We start from the raw sequence: 18518 nt of genomic DNA on the forward strand, positions 1-18518 counted from the left end.
TAACTCCTATTTATAGGCTTGAATATTTTTCACGCAGACGCTGACGAACAAACTCAGCGACCGTGTTGAAGAAGAAGGTGAAGATAAACAGCACAAATGCAGCGAGGAACAATACGCGATAATGTGAACTACCTACTTCTGACTCTGGCATTTCTACGGCGATGTTAGCCGATAACGTACGCATACCTTCGAATATATTCCAATCCATAATAGGTGTGTTACCTGTTGCCATTAATACAATCATTGTTTCACCCACAGCACGTCCCATACCCATCATAACAGCAGAGAAAATACCTGGACTAGCAGTTAAAATAACCACTTTAGCCAATGTCTGCCAGCGCGTCGCACCTAATGCCAGTGAACCCATCGTTAAACTTTTAGGCACACTGAAAATGGCATCTTCAGCAATTGAGAAGATAGTTGGAATAACCGCAAAGCCCATCGCAATACCTACGATTAATGAGTTACGTTGGTCAAAGTTGATACCTAGGTCATTGGTTAGGAATACGCGTGTATCGCCATTAAATAACCATAACTCCAAGGTTTCACTAAAGGCCATTGAGAAGTAACCAGTGAAAACTAGGATAGGTAATAAAACTAAAGGTAATACGCCTTCACTAACTTTATCGCTCATTGATTTAGGTAAATTCGTCCAAATTATCGCAGCCACTAAAATACTGGCTGGTAAAGTAATTAATAGAAGAATAATACCCGGTAACTGATTTTCAACGATTGGTGCTAACCATAGTCCAGCTAAGAAACCGAGAATAACCGTTGGCAATGCTTCCATGATTTCAACGGTTGGTTTGATGTAAGAACGAATCCCCGGAGACATGAAGTATGCCGTGTAAATCGCCGCTGATATAGCAATAGGTACCGCAAATAACATGGCATAAAATGCAGCTTTGATAGTACCGAATGAAATAGGCACTAAACTCATTTTTGCTTCAAAATCATCACTTGCAGAGGTTGACTGCCAGATATATTGTGGCTCTGGGTAACCCTCATACCACACTTCTTGCCATAGTGCTGACCATGTAATTTCAGGATGTTCATTATCAACAGAGTACAGTTTGATAACGTCTTTATCTGATACTAGAATTGCATTAGCACGTGGAGAGATAGCAATATTCAACGCACCCGCTTTAGAGATAGACTCAGTTAATAATTCAGTATTACCTGTTGTATGGAAAATCGACAACTCACCTGCTTCTGTTGTAGTCAAAAAACCTTTACGGTAAAACTCAGGAACAATATGAGTCACTTTAGCAGGCGCTTTAAAATCACGAATAAAGGTAAATTCACGTTTGTTTTCACCCAACACTTCAAACCACTGGCTAATCACACCATTTTCATTGGCAACCAGTAATGAGCTTGCACCAGTAAGTAACTGAATATTATTAACGTTAGTGCCTTTAGCATTCACTTTAAACACCGAATCAATATGGATATCATCGGTATCACTAATGTCGTAGACCATTAAGTCATTAGCGCTACGTACAAATAACTTACGCAGATTAGGCGTTAACAATAACTGGTCAACCTTGTTTGGAAAACCAGGTAATGTAAATAACTCTTGAGACCATTCAACGTCACCGGTCATGAAGTTTTCTTCACCTGATACCAGCATGTAAACGCCTTCGCCATCATCATTTACCGCAGCAATACCCGCGTTTTCTTCATTCATTTCAAAGGCTAAATGATGTAAAGGTTGTTGATTTTCTGAAACGACAAAAACGTCTTCTCCCAATGGGAAATCCAATTCAGGTGTAATTAATCGTTTATCATTTGGATAACTTGTTGCAAAGCTAGGCTTAACGATTTTTACTTCACCTTGCATATTAGTTAATGCAAAAATGCCACTTGCAGGCATTGTTTTAGTGATTTCGTTAGTATCTTCAAAGGCTTGATATTGGAGTAACGACTGACCTAAATCATCGTCCCTTAAAGAATAAAAACGTAATAAACCTTGCTCATCCATTTGGTAAGCAACTTCATTTTGTTCATCTATACCCTGTGCATAGATTGGTGTCGCGTCTTTACGTTGAAATGATTGCGTTTCTTCGATACTTACTGGCGCAAAAATTGGGAAAACAACGTATAAAAGGTACCCGAAAATTAGCAACAACGTGACCAGCACTAACGAGCCGCCTGTTGTTACCCCATATTTTACTAATTTATCCTTAACCACTCGCTTTTTATTTGCTTGTAGCGTGGTCGCTAAATCACGTTCCATTTACTATCTCCAACATCATTGATGGCGAGGATTATATTTCTCTTTTGTGACAGTTATATTACAGCTGTCATGATACTGCTATTTAGCAAGGAGATAGTTTATATTTTAAACAAACTGAAGTGAGAAAGCGCTTTTGAGGAGTTCGAAAGGTAAATTTTGAGCAAAAAAAAGGAGACATAAATGTCTCCTTCTTCAATACTATTTAATCAATAATGATTAAGCTAGCGCTTTTTTAGCAACTTCTACTAAATGTGCAAATGTTGCTTTATCAAATACAGCAATATCAGCTAAGATCTTACGATCGATTTCAACAGAAGCCTTTTTAAGACCATTGATGAAACGGCTGTAAGATAATCCGCTTAAACGAGATGCAGCGTTAATACGTGCGATCCATAGTTGACGGAACTGACGTTTACGTTGACGACGGTCACGGTAAGCGTATTGACCAGCTTTAGTTACTGCTTGAACTGCTACGCGATAAACACGTGAGCGAGCTCCGTAATAACCTTTAGCTTGTTTTAAGACTTTTTTATGGCGTGCACGAGCTTGTACACCGCGTTTTACTCTTGGCATTTTATATATTCCTTACTTAAGCGAATGGTAACATTCTGTTAATACTAGGTACGTCTACTTTTGCTACCATGCTTTGAGCACGTAGGTGGCGTTTACGTTTAGTAGATTTCTTAGTAAGGATATGACGTAAGTGAGATTGCTTACGTTTAAAACCACCAGAAGCAGTCTTTTTAAAGCGCTTTGCAGCACCTTTGTTAGATTTCATTTTAGGCATTGCGAACTCCGCATTGTTAAAATATTTAAATTAAACCAGTAAGGCGAGTAAATAATGCGAATACTTTCATATTCGCACTTCAATACTTCTTTATGCCTTAGCTAGCACGTTTAGGGCCAAGTACCATCACCATTTGACGACCTTCCAGTTTAGGGAAAGATTCGACAGTCGAGATTTCTACTAAATCGTTTTTAACGCGATTTAATAATTCCATCCCAAGTGATTGATGCGCCATTTCACGACCACGAAAACGTAGCGTTACTTTGGCTTTGTTACCCTCTTCTAGAAAGCGAACCAGGCTGCGTAGTTTTACCTGATAGTCGCCATCATCAGTCCCAGGACGGAATTTTATTTCCTTCAACTGAACCTGTTTCTGATTCTTCCGTTGTTCTTTAACGGATTTACTCTTTTCAAAGAGAAATTTGCCATAGTTCATGATGCGACAAACTGGCGGCTCGGCATTTGGACTAATTTCAACCAAGTCCAGGTCTGCTTCAAATGCCATGTCTTTAGCTTCTTCTAAAGAAACAATACCAACAGGTTTGCCTTCTGCGTCAGAAAGACGTACTTCAGTACCAGTTATTTCATCGTTTAAACGATGTTTGTTAGCCGTTTGAGGGCCTTTTTTTGCACCTTTTATAACAAATTCCTCCAAGTAATTAATGTTATGAGCGGGAAATGATCTCTTGCTTCACATGGTCAATGAAATTATCAACCTGCATTTTACCAAGGTCATCACCCTTACGTGTTCTTACTGCTACTTCGTTAGCTTCAACTTCTTGGTCACCGATAACGAGAAGGTATGGAACACGCTTTAATGTATGCTCGCGGATTTTAAAGCCTATCTTCTCATTTCTCAAGTCCGAAATGGCTCTAATACCCATTTTTTTCAATTTATTGACTACTTCTGTAACAAATTCTGACTGTTTATCAGTAATATTCATTACAACCACCTGTTGAGGTGATAACCAAGTTGGGTAAATACCCGCATATTCTTCAGTTAAGATACCGATGAAACGTTCTAAAGAACCTAAAATCGCACGGTGAATCATAACCGGAGTATGACGTTCGTTATCTTCGCCTACATAAGTAGCGTCTAAACGACCTGGCATTGAGAAGTCTAACTGTATTGTACCACATTGCCACGCACGACCTAAACAATCATATAAAGTAAATTCGATTTTTGGACCATAGAAAGCACCTTCTCCTGGTAAGTATTCGAATTTAACACCATTTTCGTCTAATGCATGTGCTAACGCAGCTTCAGATTTATCCCATGTTGCATCATCACCAACACGTTTTTCTGGACGAGTAGATAATTTAACCACGATATCTTCAAAGCCGAATGTTTTGTAACATTCAAATACCATGTTGATACACGCAGATACTTCTTCAAGGATTTGCTCTTCAGTACAGAAGATATGTGCATCATCTTGAGTGAAACCACGAACACGCATTAATCCATGTAAAGAACCTGATGGTTCATTACGATGACATGAGCCAAATTCAGATAAACGCAATGGTAAGTCACGGTATGATTTTAAACCTTGATTAAAGATTTGTACGTGACCAGGACAGTTCATTGGTTTAATTGCGTAATCACGGTTTTCACTACAAGTACAGAACATACCGTCTTTGTATTTATCCCAGTGACCCGATTTTTCCCATAATGAACGGTCTAAAATTTGTGGTGCTTTTACTTCTTGGTAACCAAAGGCAACTGTTTGCTCACGAATATAGCTTTCTAGTTCGCGGAAAATAGTCCAACCGTTTGGATGCCAGAACACCATACCCGGTGCTTCTTCTTGCATGTGGTAAAGATCTAACTGTTTACCAATTTTACGATGGTCACGTTTTGCAGCTTCTTCAAGACGCTTGAGGTAACCATTTAACTGTTTTTTATCTGCCCAAGCCGTACCATAGATACGTTGTAGCATTTTATTGTCCGAGTCTGCACGCCAGTATGCGCCCGACACTTTCATTAATTTAAACCACTGGCTAAATTTCATCATAGGTACGTGTGGACCACGACACATATCTACATATTCTTCGTGATGGTACAAACCTGGGCGATCATCTTTATCAATACCTTCAAGAATCTCTAATTTGTATGGTTCATTACGCTCTTTAAATACAGCGATAGCCTCATCAACGCTTACTTTCTTTTTCACAACTTTATAATTAGTTTTCACCAACTGTTGCATGCGTTTTTCAATTTTAGCTAACTCTTCATCATTAATGGTAACCTCTAAATCTACGTCGTAGTAGAAACCATTATCAATGGTAGGACCGATTGCCATTTTAGCTTCAGGGTACAATTGTTTAATTGCATGACCTAATAAATGTGCACATGAGTGACGTAATATTTCTAAACCTTCATCATCTTTACTGGTGATGATAGCTACTTCAGCATCGGTTTCAATCGGATCACAAGCATCAACAAGTTGACCATTAACGCGACCAGCGATACAAGCTTTTGCTAAGCCTGGGCCGATATCTGCAGCGATTTCCATTATAGAAGTAGTGTTGTCGAATTGACGTTGATTTCCATCGGGAAGAGTAATAATTGGCATGCTATTTTCCTCACAGTGATGCTTCCAACCAAAAAGCATATGTATTTTAGTAATTTAAAACGAGCATGCATTCTAGACAAATAGCAAACAGATTAAAAGTCTGAATTAACTTAATAACAGAAGTTTAATAGTAGAAATAGTAAATAAATTAAGACATAGCGCTAATTTAATATTTTTGCTAGTGTTTCAATTGGTATGCACTGAAGATGTTTAATGCTGAAATAATATTTTTATTAAAGGCCATGCTTATGATGAATGTTTCTGCTGTAATCCCTGCCTACAATCGCCCCGATTATTTAGAGAGTGCGATAAAAAGTGTATTAGCCCAAACCTACCCTATATCCGAAATTATTGTTGTTGATGATTGTTCAACAACGGACCTATTACCTGTCATTTTAGCTTTTAAAGATGAGCGAATTCACTATCATAAATCAACAACAAATATGGGTAATGGTTACTCTAGAAATCAAGGTACTAAAATGGCCAATGGTGACTGGATAGCTTACTTAGATGATGATGATATTTGGTATGAAAATAAAATAGAGTTACAAATACAGTCCATTGAAAAACATAACTGTATTGCATGTTTAACTTCATTAGAACATTTAGAGACAGGAAAAATACATCAACCTGAAGTTGGTGAATTTGTTGAGGATAAACACCTTCGATTAGGTAATCTATATTGCGGCACATCAGGGCTACTTGTATCTAAGGCTGCGATACTCCCTTTACTTTTTGATGAAACATTAAAATGCGGAGTAGACTGGGATATTTATATACGGCTTAATCAAATTGGTAAAATTTATTATCTACAGCAACCTTTATTTTATTATCGTCAAGGTACTCACAGCGGGATAATAAGCAACTTAACTAAAATGAAAATTGAGAACTACGATTCTCGATTAACCGCTATTAAGAAACATCGTCATTGGTTAGGGGAGCACAAATATAAAAAAAGATTAGCAAAACAAATTTTATATTATGCTTTTTCAAAACCTAAGCCTCAAGATTGGATTTATTACTCTATTAAAGAAGCGGGGATCCCTGCTACTTTAAATGTCATATTTAAAAAGTTTTATGAGAAAATAAAAACAAAATTGGGCTTCACAAGTAAGGTCGTATAACAAGCAAATTTCATAGTTTCTAAGTTGCTACTAACCAGCTATTACATGAATAATTTTAGCGAATTATTCCTGTTCTTTTTCTATTGCTTCAGGGCTATATAACTGCCCTTTAAATAGGTTTTGTAATACATCTTTATTACTTGCGATATATAAACCTAACTCTTCCAGTTGCTGATCATCCAGTGAAACTGGACTATCACTTAGAAATAATGCAATTTGATCAGCGCTATCTAGCATCTTATCGTATGCATCGGCTTCTTTCTTACTGGTAAAGGTCATTTTTTCAACACCCTTTCTTTCTACAATGTATTTAATGATGACTGCCACGGTGGCCTCTTTTTTTATAACAATTAAAGATGGTTTATGCCCATACTAATTTAAGGTAGGTGGTGATTTTCAACACTGCATAATAACATGGGTATATATACAGTACTACTTGTGCTTTGAGAATGCAAATTTTGTCATCTTATATTTAGTTTGCTATCTTATTGCATATCTCAAATTACTGATAAGTAAGTATGAATACAATTATTTGTAGGCACTGTGACCTAGTGTCAGAACGCCCAGCTTTAACAAAGGGTTACGTTGCTAAATGTTCTCGATGCCAACATACGTTGTACAAAGCGAAAGTGGCTAATGTAAAGAAAATACTCGCCTTAGCTCTCAGCGCATTATTACTTGCAGTCCCTGCTTTTTCTTTCTCTTTAGTCTCAGTGCATTTACTTGGTGTAACAGAGCAGACTAGCTTATTACAAGGTGCACTATTATTAATCGGTTTTGCACCTATTGTCGCGCTTGTAGTGATTTTTTGTGCGGTAGTCGCCCCTGTACTGCTCGCTGCTTGTATGTGCTTCAGTAGTGCTTGTGTTGTTTTAAACAAACGCCCTCGTTTATTAAACCCTGTGCTTAAATTAACCAGCGTATTAATTCATTGGTCTATGTTAGAAGTTTACATCGTCAGTTTTATGGTGGCTCTGTTCAAACTAAGTAGTTATGCAGATATCTATTACGATAGTGGACTATTCTTTTTAGTGGCTTTATTGATCCTTAACATGAGTATGATCTGTGAATACAGCAATGCTTATTACTGGAGCTTCTTAACTAATGAATAAACCATTAAAAAGTGGATTAAGTGCAATTCAGCAAGATACACAACTATGTAAAGAGTGTGATCGCTCTTCTACTATTAGTCAGCATAAAACACACTGTCCGCATTGTGGCACTCCTATTTCAGTGAGAACAAAACACAGTATTCAAAAAACCTGGGCATTGTTATGCATTGCATTTATTTTTATCTTTCCCGCAAATATTTACCCAATAACGTTTTTAGTCAAAAATAATGAAGCTTACCCAGACACTATTTTTTCTGGCATTATGACCTTAGTCTCCACGGGCATGCCAGGTATTGCGCTTATTGTATTTGTCGCTTCAATGTTAGTACCCGTATTAAAGATCATTGCCTTAGCCGTGATCTCTTTAGCCGCGCATTTTAAATGGAAGATGAACCCTAAAAGGCAACTTCTTGCCTATACTATTGTCGATTGGATAGGACGCTGGTCAATACTCGACCTGTTTGTTATTTCTATCATGATGGCCGTATTTGATAAAGGTAACCTTTTATCTGTATACCCAGGAATTGCCGCAACCTCTTTTACCGTAGTGGTGATCACTACCTTATTCGCCGCACAAAGTTTCGATACTCGCTTAATATGGGACGCTAACCTCGATGCCAACTAATTTAAACTCCTCCACTGACTCAACTTCTCAGCCAGTGATTGCGCCTGCTAGATCCATTTCTCCAATATGGTTTTTACCATTTATCGCCGCCGTGTTAGCGATTTGGATCCTATTTCAAAACATTACCCATCGAAATGTGCAAATTAGCATTCACTTTACCAATGCTGACGGGATCATTGTTGATAAAACCAAAGTACGTTACAAAGGTGTGATTGTAGGTACAGTGAAAAAAGTCGAGTTAGATGAGGTGGATGGCGTGAATGTGATCGCTGAAATTGAATCCCATGCAACCTTCTTATTAAAAGAGAAAAGCAAACTCTGGTTAGTCTCGCCTAAAGCCTCTTTAACCTCTATCACGGGGTTAGATACCCTATTCTCAGGCAGTTATATCAACATTTTACCCGGTGAAGGTGAAGATGCCACGGAATTTATGGCCACTGCAGAGCAACCGATCATCATTCCCGATAATGCGCTATTAATCAATTTAAGTAGTACTAATGCTGACTCAATTACCGTAGGCACACCGATTTTCTTCAAAAAAATACAAGTGGGTGAAATCGCACGCGTTAGATTAGATAAATCAGGGAAGCACGTTAATATCCAAGCATTTATTGAAAAGAAGTACAGCAGCTTAGTTAAACAAAAGAGTAAGTTTTGGAATATTAGTGGTTTGAATGCCAATTTATCTCGTTCAGGAGTGGAATTTAAATTAGATAGCTTAACCACCTTGATTGCCGGAGGCATTACTTTTAGTAGCCCAGAAGGGTCAGCATCAACAGATCAAGATAAGGTCTATCAGTTGTTTGAAAATATTGCCGATAGCCAACAGGGATTAAGCATTACTTTACAATTAAACAATACCAACAACTTACCTAAAAGAGCCGGTATTTTATTCAAAGGACATGGTATTGGACGTATCGATAATATTCGCTATGACTCAGCGAGCCAATTGTTTGTTGCAAATGCGACAATCAACCCAGCATTTAGTGAGCTAGTCACTGAGAGCGCAGAATTTTGGGTAGAGCAAGCCGCAGTGTCATTTTCTAAAATAGAAAACTTGAGCAACTTGATCACCGGTGATTTCATCAGTTTTTCACATGGCGATAACTACCTAAATGAAAAACAACAAACCACATTTATGGTTAAATCTGATCAGTCTAAGGAAACATTATCGCTTACCTTAATAGCAGATAATGCCAATGGATTAAGTGAGAACGCACCGATTACATTTAAAGGGTTAACCATAGGCCACATTAATGGTTTAACCTTAAGTAATGACAGTCAGCATGTACAAGTTAACATGGATATCGACCAACAATTTGCTTACCTAGTCAATCAGGACAGTAAATTTCACTTACTCAGCGGCGTTAATATTAAAGCCTCTGTTCAAGGTGTAGAGGTTGATAGCAAACCGATCCAACATATCATTCAAGGCGGTATTGCGTTATATAACCCAACGCCATCTAATCAAGAAACTGCGCCGTTAACAGAAGATCGTAATTTCTATTTATATGCTTCTAAAGAGATGGCGAAATTAGGTAAAGATGCCTTTGCTAGCCCATTACAAGTTAACCTATTAAGTAAAGAGTTACCTTCCGTCAGTATTGGGTCGCCTGTTTACTACCATAAACTCGCGATAGGTGAAGTAAGTGCTCTGAATTTACACGATAGCAGTTTGATGCAAACCACTATCAATATAAACCCAAAGTTTAAACACCTGATCACCGAGCAAACTATCTTTTGGAATATTAGCGGTTTTAGCGTTAACGCTGGCCTATCTGGCATCAAAGTCGATGCACAATCTTTATTGTCTATTGCTACGGGGGGCATTGCCTTAGCCTTTTCACCTGATGCAACGGGTAATAAGACTCAGAATGGTGCGTACCGTTTGTATAATAGTTACCAAGATGCAACGCAACCTTTAAAACAAATCACCCTCTTATATGACGATGCCTCTGACTTAAAAGTCGGTAATAAAATTAAATTAAAAGGGCTAGAAATAGGTGAAATCAGCGCCTTAGATTTAAATAACAACAATCAAGTGGTTGTCACCTTAGATATTATGGAAAACTACTTTGATAAGGTCGCAAAACAAGGTAGCCGTTTTTGGATAGTTCGCAGTGATATCTCCTTATCAGGAGCCAAACACCTATCAACCTTAATCAGCGGCGTCTTTATTAATGTTGCACCAGGACAAGGTCAAGTCAGCAAACAATTTGTAGGGGAAGTCGCACCACCTACATTAGATAAAGATAAAGTGGGTCTCTCTCTGATTTTAACCGCTGATAATGCAGGCTCTACTAATATCGGCAGCCCTATCTACCACCGTAAAATTCAGATTGGTGAAGTGACGGATAAACGCCTGAACAGCAATGCATCAGGTGTGGAAATAATGATCAACATATACCCAGAATTTAGCCATTTAATTCGAGAAAATAGTATTTTCTGGCCGGCCTCAGGCTTTAATCTAGATATTGGTATTACCGGCGCTGCATTAAAAGCAGCCTCATTAACCTCACTATTAAAAGGAGGGATCAGCATGAGCACAACCGACAATAAACCATTACAGCCAGCGGCAGCTGATTATTCAACCTTTAAATTAAAATCTGGATTAGATGAAGATTGGTTAGATTGGAAACTTAATATTCCTAATTAAAATCAGATTATGGTATCTTGCGCGCATTAACCGTGCGCGTTTTGTAAGGATCCAAATGGACAGCAATACTTTTATACCTCAAGCTTTTATCGATAAGATGATCAACATTTTACCTGAACAATTAAATATTGATGATTTGCTCAGTGCCTGTCGCCGTCCGCTGCGCCGCGCCATTAGAATTAATACACTGAAAATAAGTATTAATGCCTTCAAACTTATTGCACAAAAGCACGCTTGGTCCTTAACGCCTGTACCTTGGTGTAAAGAAGGTTTCTGGATTGATATTGAAGATGAATCAATCCCACTGGGTAATAGTGCAGAGCATCTAGCAGGTTTATTTTACATTCAAGAAGCCAGCTCAATGATGCCCGTTGCCGCTTTATTGAGTCATTTTCAACCGAACAAAACCTCTACCTTATTAGATGCCGCAGCAGCGCCCGGTTCGAAAACCACGCAACTTGCATCAGCAACGAATAACCAAGGTTTGGTGATTGCCAACGAGTACTCTTCAAGCCGTATCAAAATGTTACATGCCAACATACAACGATGTGGCATACAAAACGTAGCATTAACGCACTTTGATGCTGCCGTATTTGGTCAATGGTTGCCGAATACCTTTGATGCTATTTTGTTAGATGCGCCCTGCTCTGGTGAAGGCACAGTGCGTAAAGACAAAAACGCCATGAAAAATTGGCAGCAATCAGCGATTGACTCCATTGCATTAACACAAAAAGAGTTAATAAAAAGCGCCTTTCAAGCGCTTAAACCAGGCGGTGTAATGGTTTATTCAACCTGTACATTAAGCCTTGAAGAAAACCAAGAGGTCTGCCACTCCCTACAACAAACCTATCCTGAGCAGGTTGACTTCCTTTCTCTTAACAACTTATTTGAAGGCGCAGAAAAAACCTTAACGGAAGAAGGCTTTTTACATATTTGGCCACAGGTTTACGATACGGAAGGTTTTTTTGTCGCGGCAATCCAAAAAACTGGATTTGTAGAGAGTGAGCCTGCAAAGAAACGATTAGGAAAATTCCCATTTCAACCTGCACCAGCAACCACTAACAAGAGCCTATTAAATTACTTTAGTGAGCAATTTGGCATTGATGAATTTAATGGAGTTCTCTACCAGCGTGATGATGAATTTTGGATCTTCCCTGAAAATATAATTCCATTAATTACAGAATTACGTTTTTCTCGATTAGGTATAAAAGTCGCAGAGCAATTTGGTAAAGGCCATAAATCGGGGTTCAGGGCAAGTCATGAGTTTGCTACTTGTTACGGACAACAAGCGTCAAATAACAAAGTATCTTTAACCGCTGAACAAGCAAAATCCTATTATCAAGGCCGCGATATTCACGACATTGATACTTCAAATACCAAAGGTGAAGTGCTATTAACCTATCAAGATCACGTCATAGGTTTAGGTAAATCACTAGATAATCGCATTAAAAACAGTCGACCTAGAGACCTGATCATCGACCAAAATTTATTTGATTTTTAACACTAGAGATTAAGTCACACCTACCAGCTTGCTTACTGTGAATAGTGGGCAAGCTTGGAATATGTGACTCATTTTAGTTATATCAGAACACGAAACGTCTAAGGTACAGCACCGCAGTGATTTAGGGTATAAATAGTCACTTGTTATGTTTTAAGCAACTCTTTAATCAATGTGCTTTCTTATGAAACGTCGAAAGTCGAATGTATCACCAAAGTAGTTTGGATAAGCTTTCTTCAATGTTCTAGCATCTGTTGTTGCTAAAAGAACTGATAGTGAAATATCTTCATCTTTTTCACTTTCATTTAACTCACTCAAGGCAATTCTAGTGTCACTATTTTTAAACTGTTTAGTCTCAAACTTTAGATCGTTAATACCTGTATGCTTTGGGTCAAACAATTCGTCTTTTCTCAGTATTACTAAACACATACCTATATTTCTACTGTAAGATAATTTTTTTGAAGAGTTTGTTGCTGCTTTTATAGCAAAAGAAAAACTAGTAAGCTTACGTGTGACTTCTAATTCAGCCTCTAGAGTTTTCAGCTCCTTTTTAGCTTCAACTAGTTCTTGATCATTTAAGGTGCAAGCTGATTCATCATGAGCAACAAGCTTTCCTGAAACCTTAAAAAAATGCCTCCACTTTTCATGCCCAGTTATACTTGTTTTTAATTCGATTTTTTCTAAAGTATCAATTATCTCAAGACTAGTAGCCCAAGCATGCTGCAACTTAGTCCTAAGTTGAACTTCTATCTTAGTTTTTTTCCAATTATTCCCAGTATCATCTTCATCAAAACAACTATAAACTAAATGAACTCCACCATAACCACTTTCTTTTGGAGTGAGATAATTAGATTTATGAATAACTTTATGGACTGATTTACTTTTCTCAAGTCTAAGCTGAAGAGCAGTAAGTTCACTTAAATTTTTTACAATCGCTCTGCATCCTCCAATATCCTGCATCCTAGTGAGTTTAATAGCATTACCTTGAGTCCCATCAAGTGTTGGCCTCTCAAGTTTATTAATTATTGTAGGTAGACGCTTTAATCGTCTTGCAATAACAATATCCTTATTTATTTTTTTTGCAGTTCTCGCTAGATGGTTTTTGATTAACATTAGCGGATACATGTGTAATTCACGAAAATTTTGAATTTTATTTATAGCATCTTCTCGAACTTCACTTTCGCAACCATGACGAATACCTCTAGCTGCCTTATCGATAGATTTTTTTGAATAAATAAGTGTAACTTTTTGGTTTTCGTATGCTTGATTTGCCAATGGATAATCCTTTAAAACATAACGCCGCAATAAGCGGACTAAAATAGTGAGTTAAAATGTGTAGCGAAGCGAAACATAACCCACTGTTTTAGTTCCGTTTAATTGCCTTGTTAAATTTCTGGGTAATGGTTAATCCACCAATCATCGCAGCCTTTTTCTTTATACAGCGTAATTGTCTTCTCCAAATATTCTGAGACTAATTGTAGAACGATCTGGACATCCATTAATTTATTATAATGATAATACGATTTCGGTTATCAAAAAGCTAAGTAAAAAGCTAAGTGAACAATACACATTGTTGAACTATTCGAGATAATACGTTTAATTTAGAAGAAAAATCTTAAACATATCAATTTTTGTATGCGGAAATGCTTAGCGAGCGCTAATTAGGGCATTATTGTTAATGAAATAAACTACCGATTAGCTAATGCAGCCGTAATTGATTTTTACTGGCTATCCAACGCTTTCCTGTGTGGCTTGCATAAACGGCTAATGCTTCTAACGACCCGACCGCTCCGTGATAATCTTTACCAAAGCGACTGGCTAGTGATAACCAAGTGTCATCATCTAACCCAAGCTGAGAGAGTATGCTAGGACGATGCATTGAAATAGCGCCACGTTTATCCTCCCTTATAATACGACCACTCCAATCCACTAACTCAATATAATCTAATAGCGAAAATGGAATACCTCGTGTTGATTGTTCGTTTTCATCACCTATAAAACCAAATAAAGGTTTTTTAGTAAAAGTATATGCTAGTGGCTTTTCGTTTTGTTGGGCAACACCATGAATGCGCTCATAAGCAGACGTATATTCAGAGGTCTCTACACTATCACTGATTTTTGCTCGTACTGGATTTAAATCCACATAAGCCATACAAGTTAACAAGGCATCTTCATCTAGTAGCGCTTGAGATTTAAAACGCCCTTCCCAGAAACGACCTGAGCATTCATCTTCTTTATTGGCTTTACGTGCGATGAATTCGTTTAAACAACGCATAAACCATGAGATATCAGCGAGCCTATCTCTCCAATTATCAATAATAGATAATGCCACTTTATTTTCTGCTTCTGATATGGTTTGTGTTGATTGCCAACGTTCAACTAATACAGGCTTTGAATATAGCTGACACCAGCGTTCACAAACTTCCTCATGACTTAGCGCTTCATTGGATGCTTCATCGACATGTAACACCAGATGATAATGATTGGACATAATAGCATAGGCACAAATATCAATACTAAACAGCGAAGCAAGGTAATGCATTCGTTCAACCACCCATTGACGCCTATGCTCAAAAGACTTTTCAGTGTATTTATCTTCCCCGCACAAATAAGCGCGGCGAACACAGCGTGAAATACAATGGTAATAAGGCGTATCAGATAACGATACTTGTGATTGGCGGGATTGAGTCATAAAAAACTACCTCCTAAATGCAACAATAAGCTCATTTAAAAGATAGTTTACGTTTTAAATTAATTCAAAATTGATGGGTGTCCAGCATTCCCTGCTCTCCAGCATTCCCTTACGATTATAACGACTCAATAATTTCTTTCTTTTTGCTTTTAAACTCTTCTTCGTTTATTAAGCCTGAGTCTTTAAGTTCCTTAAGACTTTTCAATCGTTCTAAAATAGACGCATCAGAACTCTCTTTTTTAGCTGACTTAACTAAATTAGTTGAATTTTTTTTCTGTGGTAATTCTACATTAAAAAGCATAACTTGACTTTTCAAGAGTGCATCTTCAATTGCACGTCTACCTGCAATACCATGCTCAGAAAGCTTTTCACTTGTACTTGCACCACCAGTGCCGACTGCCCGTGGTTCACTGATTATTTTCCCATCAACACTAGTTATTGTATTAGTTAGATCAACTGAGAAATTTGTTGGTGGCCATGTAAAGAAACCAGTACTACCTGATGTAGTGATTATTTTCGGTGTTAATATTAAGTCTATTTTATTTTGCAACTGGGAATCACTTTTATCGATAGAATCCAATTTTGTTACTGATACAAAAACATTTGATAACATAGCTTTGTAACCCTTTTCTATGTCTCGATAAGGATAATATCTTACATTATCTCCGCCACCGCCAAGTGTGGTAACTTCCAATGCTTTATCTTTAGGCGAAATATAATACCCTACGGTATATTCTCGATTATCATTTGATGATAAGTTTGATGATATTTTTTGCTCATCTGGTGAGATTATGATTGGATGAGCACATCCTGTAAGCAGAGCAGAGATTACCATAATTGCAGAACAATTTAATTTCAAAATATTACTTCCTTAAATGTATAAAAAAATATTGAATTTTGTCAACACCAATGGCTGACGAATTTGTCATCGCTAGATTATAAAAAAACCTAACATCTTATTAGATAACAAAATGCCACATTTCAAGCGTAAAGATGACAAAAATCTAATGATTAATAATAGACCTAGACTACTGCAATTATCATTTTAATCAATAATTTAAAATTAAAGATGAAATATAAGTCATGTAAAAAGACGACAAAATGCAATATTGACGGCGGAAATGTTGTAAATACTCTAGGTGTATAAATAAACGTATATTTCTTTATCGTAAACTCACTGAATAACTCTTCTATCCAATTAAGAAAATACAAATAGAAACTTTGGTTTCAGCTTTCTACTGGTTTAAAAAAAGTAACCCACCGACAAAGCGATACTAGTAATAATAAGATTAAAGTAGATTGGACAAACGTAAGCATTAATTAATACTAAGTCTTTATTGCTCTAAGTATATAAGTGCCGACGGAGGATCGCGGAAACGAGGTAAAGTCAAAACAAGCAGGCTGAAGCCAGCGCCCCTAAAACCCATATATCATGAGTTGTGTACTAAGCTAAAAAATTGTTATAACAACTTTTTAGCTGCAACAAGGCCTATTCAATGCCGCGACTAAAAACCTAGCTGGACCACGAAAAACGTTAAAATATGAAACAGGGCTAAAGAGAATGGCTCAAATCAACGGGAGTGATTAACCAACACACTTTTTACTGTGCCTAATATTCAGACATAATACTTATGTAAATAATCATTTAGTAAGAACATCAAGATCAATCCTTTTCTTTATCACCAATAGCAATATTAATAAGCATTCTTATCTCTAAAGCCACGGACTATGGTTAAGCAAATAATTTTGAGATCAAAACTAATTGACCAGTTACGGATATACTCTAAATCAAATTCAACACGTTTTTGCATTTTAACTAGGGTATCTGTCTCGCCTCGCCAGCCGTTAATTTGCGCCCAGCCTGTGATGCCTGGTTTGACTTTATGGCGCAACATATAATAGTCCACCAGCTTTCGGTACTCTTCATTATGTGCAACAGCATGAGGACGTGGGCCAACTAATGACATGCTGCCAAACAACACATTAATGAATTGAGGTAATTCATCCAAGGAAGTTTGACGCAATATTGCCCCTAACTTAGTGATACGGACATCGTTGCGTACGGCTTGGTTCACTACTTTGCCATTTTCCATGGAGTGCATGGATCGGAACTTCCATACCTGTATCGCTCGACCATCTAACCCATACCGTAGTTGTTTAAATAAAACAGGCCCTCTAGAATCGATTTTTATTAACAAGGCGATTAATAACATAGGTAGTGCAATAATCGTTAGTATCACTAATGAACCAAGGATATCTTCAAGTCGTTTTAATAATCTTGAGGGGCCGGTCATTGGCGACTCATAAACACTGATTGTTTGAATGGCACCAAGGTGTGATAAACGAGCATTCAATAAGTTAAAGGTAAAAAAGTCGGGCACAATAAACACATCAATGGTGGTATCGCCTAAAGATCTCAACACCCCTTCTATACGCTTTTGGGCAGCTAAAGGTAATGCGATATAAATAACCTCGATCCCTCCCGCTTTTGCGAGCTCAATACCTTGATTAATACCACCTAATAAATGCTCTTTGTATTTAGTGGGTGAGCGAGTATCAGCTCGGTCATCATAGAAGCCAGTTAATATATAACCCGTCTCAGGCTTATTAATGAATTGTTCAGCCAGTAATACCCCTGATTGGGTTAAACCAAAAATCGCCACTTTACGTGTATAAAACCCAGCTTGACGACGTTTGTAAAGAAACAGGTAAAGCAGGAAGCGCCAACCCGCGAGGGCAATACTATTAAAAACAATCCATAACCCCACAATTAGTCGAGAGATATCTAAACTGGTTTTACTAAAAAACAGGAAAATAACCACACAGAACACACCTGCTACCCAACATAGGAAGGTATAACTGGCGATTCGAGAGAACTCACCAAGGCGCCAACAACGATATAGTTGATAACTTTCAGCGGCAAATAAGAAGCCGATTGAGGCAATCAAGCCAACGACTAAGTAGGTATGAATATAGGCTTCTTCTCGTAGCGAGAGGATCAGAAATAAGCTTGTTTGAATAATGAGGAAATCAATACATCGGTATAGTGCTGAATAGGCATTGGCACTATCTTTTACATAGCGAGGCTCAGACATCTACTCTCCTTAGCAAATGAGACCAATTATATAAAATAAGTAACCTAAATGTTGCTAAGGAAAATAGTGTAGATTTAAACGAAGTTGAACCTGTCGAAGAGTTAACAAAAGGTATTAACT

The 18518-nt window shown here is 37.5% G+C and carries 15 protein-coding genes; 5 read left to right on the forward strand and 10 right to left on the reverse strand.

Features of this window, described 5'->3' with window-relative positions; translation table 11 throughout:
* Positions 1–10: 10 nt before the first annotated feature.
* The 5 genes from DS885_RS01730 to thrS all read right to left on the reverse strand — a co-directional run bounded on the left by DS885_RS01730 (position 11) and on the right by thrS (position 5596).
* On the reverse strand, positions 11–2236 hold the full coding sequence (locus DS885_RS01730; RefSeq protein ID WP_113817680.1) for an ABC transporter permease subunit: 2226 nt from the start codon (positions 2234–2236) through the stop codon (positions 11–13).
* Positions 2237–2452: 216 nt separating this feature from the next.
* On the reverse strand, positions 2453–2809 hold the full coding sequence (gene rplT, locus DS885_RS01735) for a 50S ribosomal protein L20 (RefSeq protein ID WP_028862951.1): 357 nt from the start codon (positions 2807–2809) through the stop codon (positions 2453–2455).
* 16 nt (positions 2810–2825) lie between these two features.
* Entirely contained in the window at positions 2826–3023 is a 198-nt protein-coding gene (gene rpmI, locus DS885_RS01740) for a 50S ribosomal protein L35 (RefSeq protein ID WP_025564055.1), read from the reverse strand.
* 97 nt (positions 3024–3120) lie between these two features.
* Positions 3121–3678: a translation initiation factor IF-3 gene (gene infC / locus DS885_RS01745; RefSeq protein ID WP_113817681.1), complete on the reverse strand. Its 558-nt coding sequence runs from the start codon at positions 3676–3678 to the stop codon at positions 3121–3123.
* A 10-nt stretch (positions 3679–3688) separates the two neighbouring features.
* Positions 3689–5596 carry a threonine--tRNA ligase gene (gene thrS / locus DS885_RS01750; protein WP_113817682.1) on the reverse strand — a complete coding sequence of 636 codons (1908 nt, stop codon included), beginning with the start codon at positions 5594–5596 and terminating at the stop codon, positions 3689–3691.
* A gap of 206 nt (positions 5597–5802) precedes the next feature.
* Here thrS and DS885_RS01755 point away from each other — a divergent pair, with 206 nt between their 5' ends.
* Positions 5803–6720 carry a glycosyltransferase family 2 protein gene (locus DS885_RS01755; protein ID WP_113817683.1) on the forward strand — a complete coding sequence of 306 codons (918 nt, stop codon included), beginning with the start codon at positions 5803–5805 and terminating at the stop codon, positions 6718–6720.
* Between the two features lie 63 nt (positions 6721–6783).
* Here DS885_RS01755 and DS885_RS01760 read toward each other — a convergent pair whose 3' ends face one another.
* On the reverse strand, positions 6784–7047 hold the full coding sequence (locus tag DS885_RS01760) for a YebG family protein (protein ID WP_113817684.1): 264 nt from the start codon (positions 7045–7047) through the stop codon (positions 6784–6786).
* A 224-nt stretch (positions 7048–7271) separates the two neighbouring features.
* On the opposite strand from DS885_RS01760, the gene DS885_RS01765 reads away from it, so the two are divergent.
* From DS885_RS01765 to rsmF, 4 genes are read left to right on the forward strand one after another with little or no spacing between them, the layout of a single operon-like run.
* Complete coding sequence (locus DS885_RS01765; RefSeq protein WP_258546823.1) at positions 7272–7832, forward strand: paraquat-inducible protein A; 561 nt, start codon at positions 7272–7274, stop codon at positions 7830–7832.
* Entirely contained in the window at positions 7825–8457 is a 633-nt protein-coding gene (locus DS885_RS01770) for a paraquat-inducible protein A (RefSeq protein ID WP_113817686.1), read from the forward strand. The genes DS885_RS01765 and DS885_RS01770 overlap by 8 nt, the downstream gene beginning before the upstream one ends.
* Positions 8447–11113 carry a PqiB family protein gene (locus DS885_RS01775; RefSeq protein ID WP_113817687.1) on the forward strand — a complete coding sequence of 889 codons (2667 nt, stop codon included), beginning with the start codon at positions 8447–8449 and terminating at the stop codon, positions 11111–11113. The genes DS885_RS01770 and DS885_RS01775 overlap by 11 nt, the downstream gene beginning before the upstream one ends.
* Positions 11114–11168: 55 nt before the next feature.
* Positions 11169–12614, forward strand: a complete 1446-nt coding sequence (rsmF, locus tag DS885_RS01780) for a 16S rRNA (cytosine(1407)-C(5))-methyltransferase RsmF (RefSeq protein WP_113817688.1) — start codon at positions 11169–11171, stop codon at positions 12612–12614.
* A gap of 162 nt (positions 12615–12776) precedes the next feature.
* On the opposite strand, the gene DS885_RS01785 is transcribed toward rsmF, so the two are convergent.
* The 4 genes from DS885_RS01785 to DS885_RS01800 all read right to left on the reverse strand — a co-directional run bounded on the left by DS885_RS01785 (position 12777) and on the right by DS885_RS01800 (position 18398).
* Entirely contained in the window at positions 12777–13886 is a 1110-nt protein-coding gene (locus tag DS885_RS01785; protein WP_113817689.1) for a RelA/SpoT domain-containing protein, read from the reverse strand.
* A 424-nt stretch (positions 13887–14310) separates the two neighbouring features.
* Entirely contained in the window at positions 14311–15303 is a 993-nt protein-coding gene (locus tag DS885_RS01790) for a transposase (protein ID WP_113817690.1), read from the reverse strand.
* A 115-nt stretch (positions 15304–15418) separates the two neighbouring features.
* Complete coding sequence (locus tag DS885_RS01795; RefSeq protein WP_220149622.1) at positions 15419–16162, reverse strand: SHOCT domain-containing protein; 744 nt, start codon at positions 16160–16162, stop codon at positions 15419–15421.
* A gap of 835 nt (positions 16163–16997) precedes the next feature.
* A complete protein-coding gene (locus DS885_RS01800; RefSeq protein ID WP_113817692.1) occupies positions 16998–18398 on the reverse strand; it encodes an undecaprenyl-phosphate glucose phosphotransferase in 1401 nt (466 codons plus the stop codon).
* Positions 18399–18518 lie beyond the last annotated feature (120 nt).

This window comes from Psychromonas sp. B3M02 (genome assembly GCF_003318165.1).
Classification (GTDB): domain Bacteria; phylum Pseudomonadota; class Gammaproteobacteria; order Enterobacterales; family Psychromonadaceae; genus Psychromonas.

Coding starts and splice junctions, on each gene's coding strand:
- DS885_RS01775 (WP_113817687.1), top strand. CDS start 8,447: ATGCCAACTAATTTAAACTCCTCCACTGACTCAACTTCTCAGCCAGTG.
- rsmF (WP_113817688.1), top strand. CDS start 11,169: ATGGACAGCAATACTTTTATACCTCAAGCTTTTATCGATAAGATGATC.
- DS885_RS01730 (WP_113817680.1), bottom strand. CDS start 2,236: ATGGAACGTGATTTAGCGACCACGCTACAAGCAAATAAAAAGCGAGTG.
- DS885_RS01755 (WP_113817683.1), top strand. CDS start 5,803: ATGTTTAATGCTGAAATAATATTTTTATTAAAGGCCATGCTTATGATG.
- DS885_RS01770 (WP_113817686.1), top strand. CDS start 7,825: ATGAATAAACCATTAAAAAGTGGATTAAGTGCAATTCAGCAAGATACA.
- rpmI (WP_025564055.1), bottom strand. CDS start 3,023: ATGCCTAAAATGAAATCTAACAAAGGTGCTGCAAAGCGCTTTAAAAAG.
- thrS (WP_113817682.1), bottom strand. CDS start 5,596: ATGCCAATTATTACTCTTCCCGATGGAAATCAACGTCAATTCGACAAC.
- DS885_RS01790 (WP_113817690.1), bottom strand. CDS start 15,303: ATGACTCAATCCCGCCAATCACAAGTATCGTTATCTGATACGCCTTAT.
- DS885_RS01800 (WP_113817692.1), bottom strand. CDS start 18,398: ATGTCTGAGCCTCGCTATGTAAAAGATAGTGCCAATGCCTATTCAGCA.
- rplT (WP_028862951.1), bottom strand. CDS start 2,809: ATGCCAAGAGTAAAACGCGGTGTACAAGCTCGTGCACGCCATAAAAAA.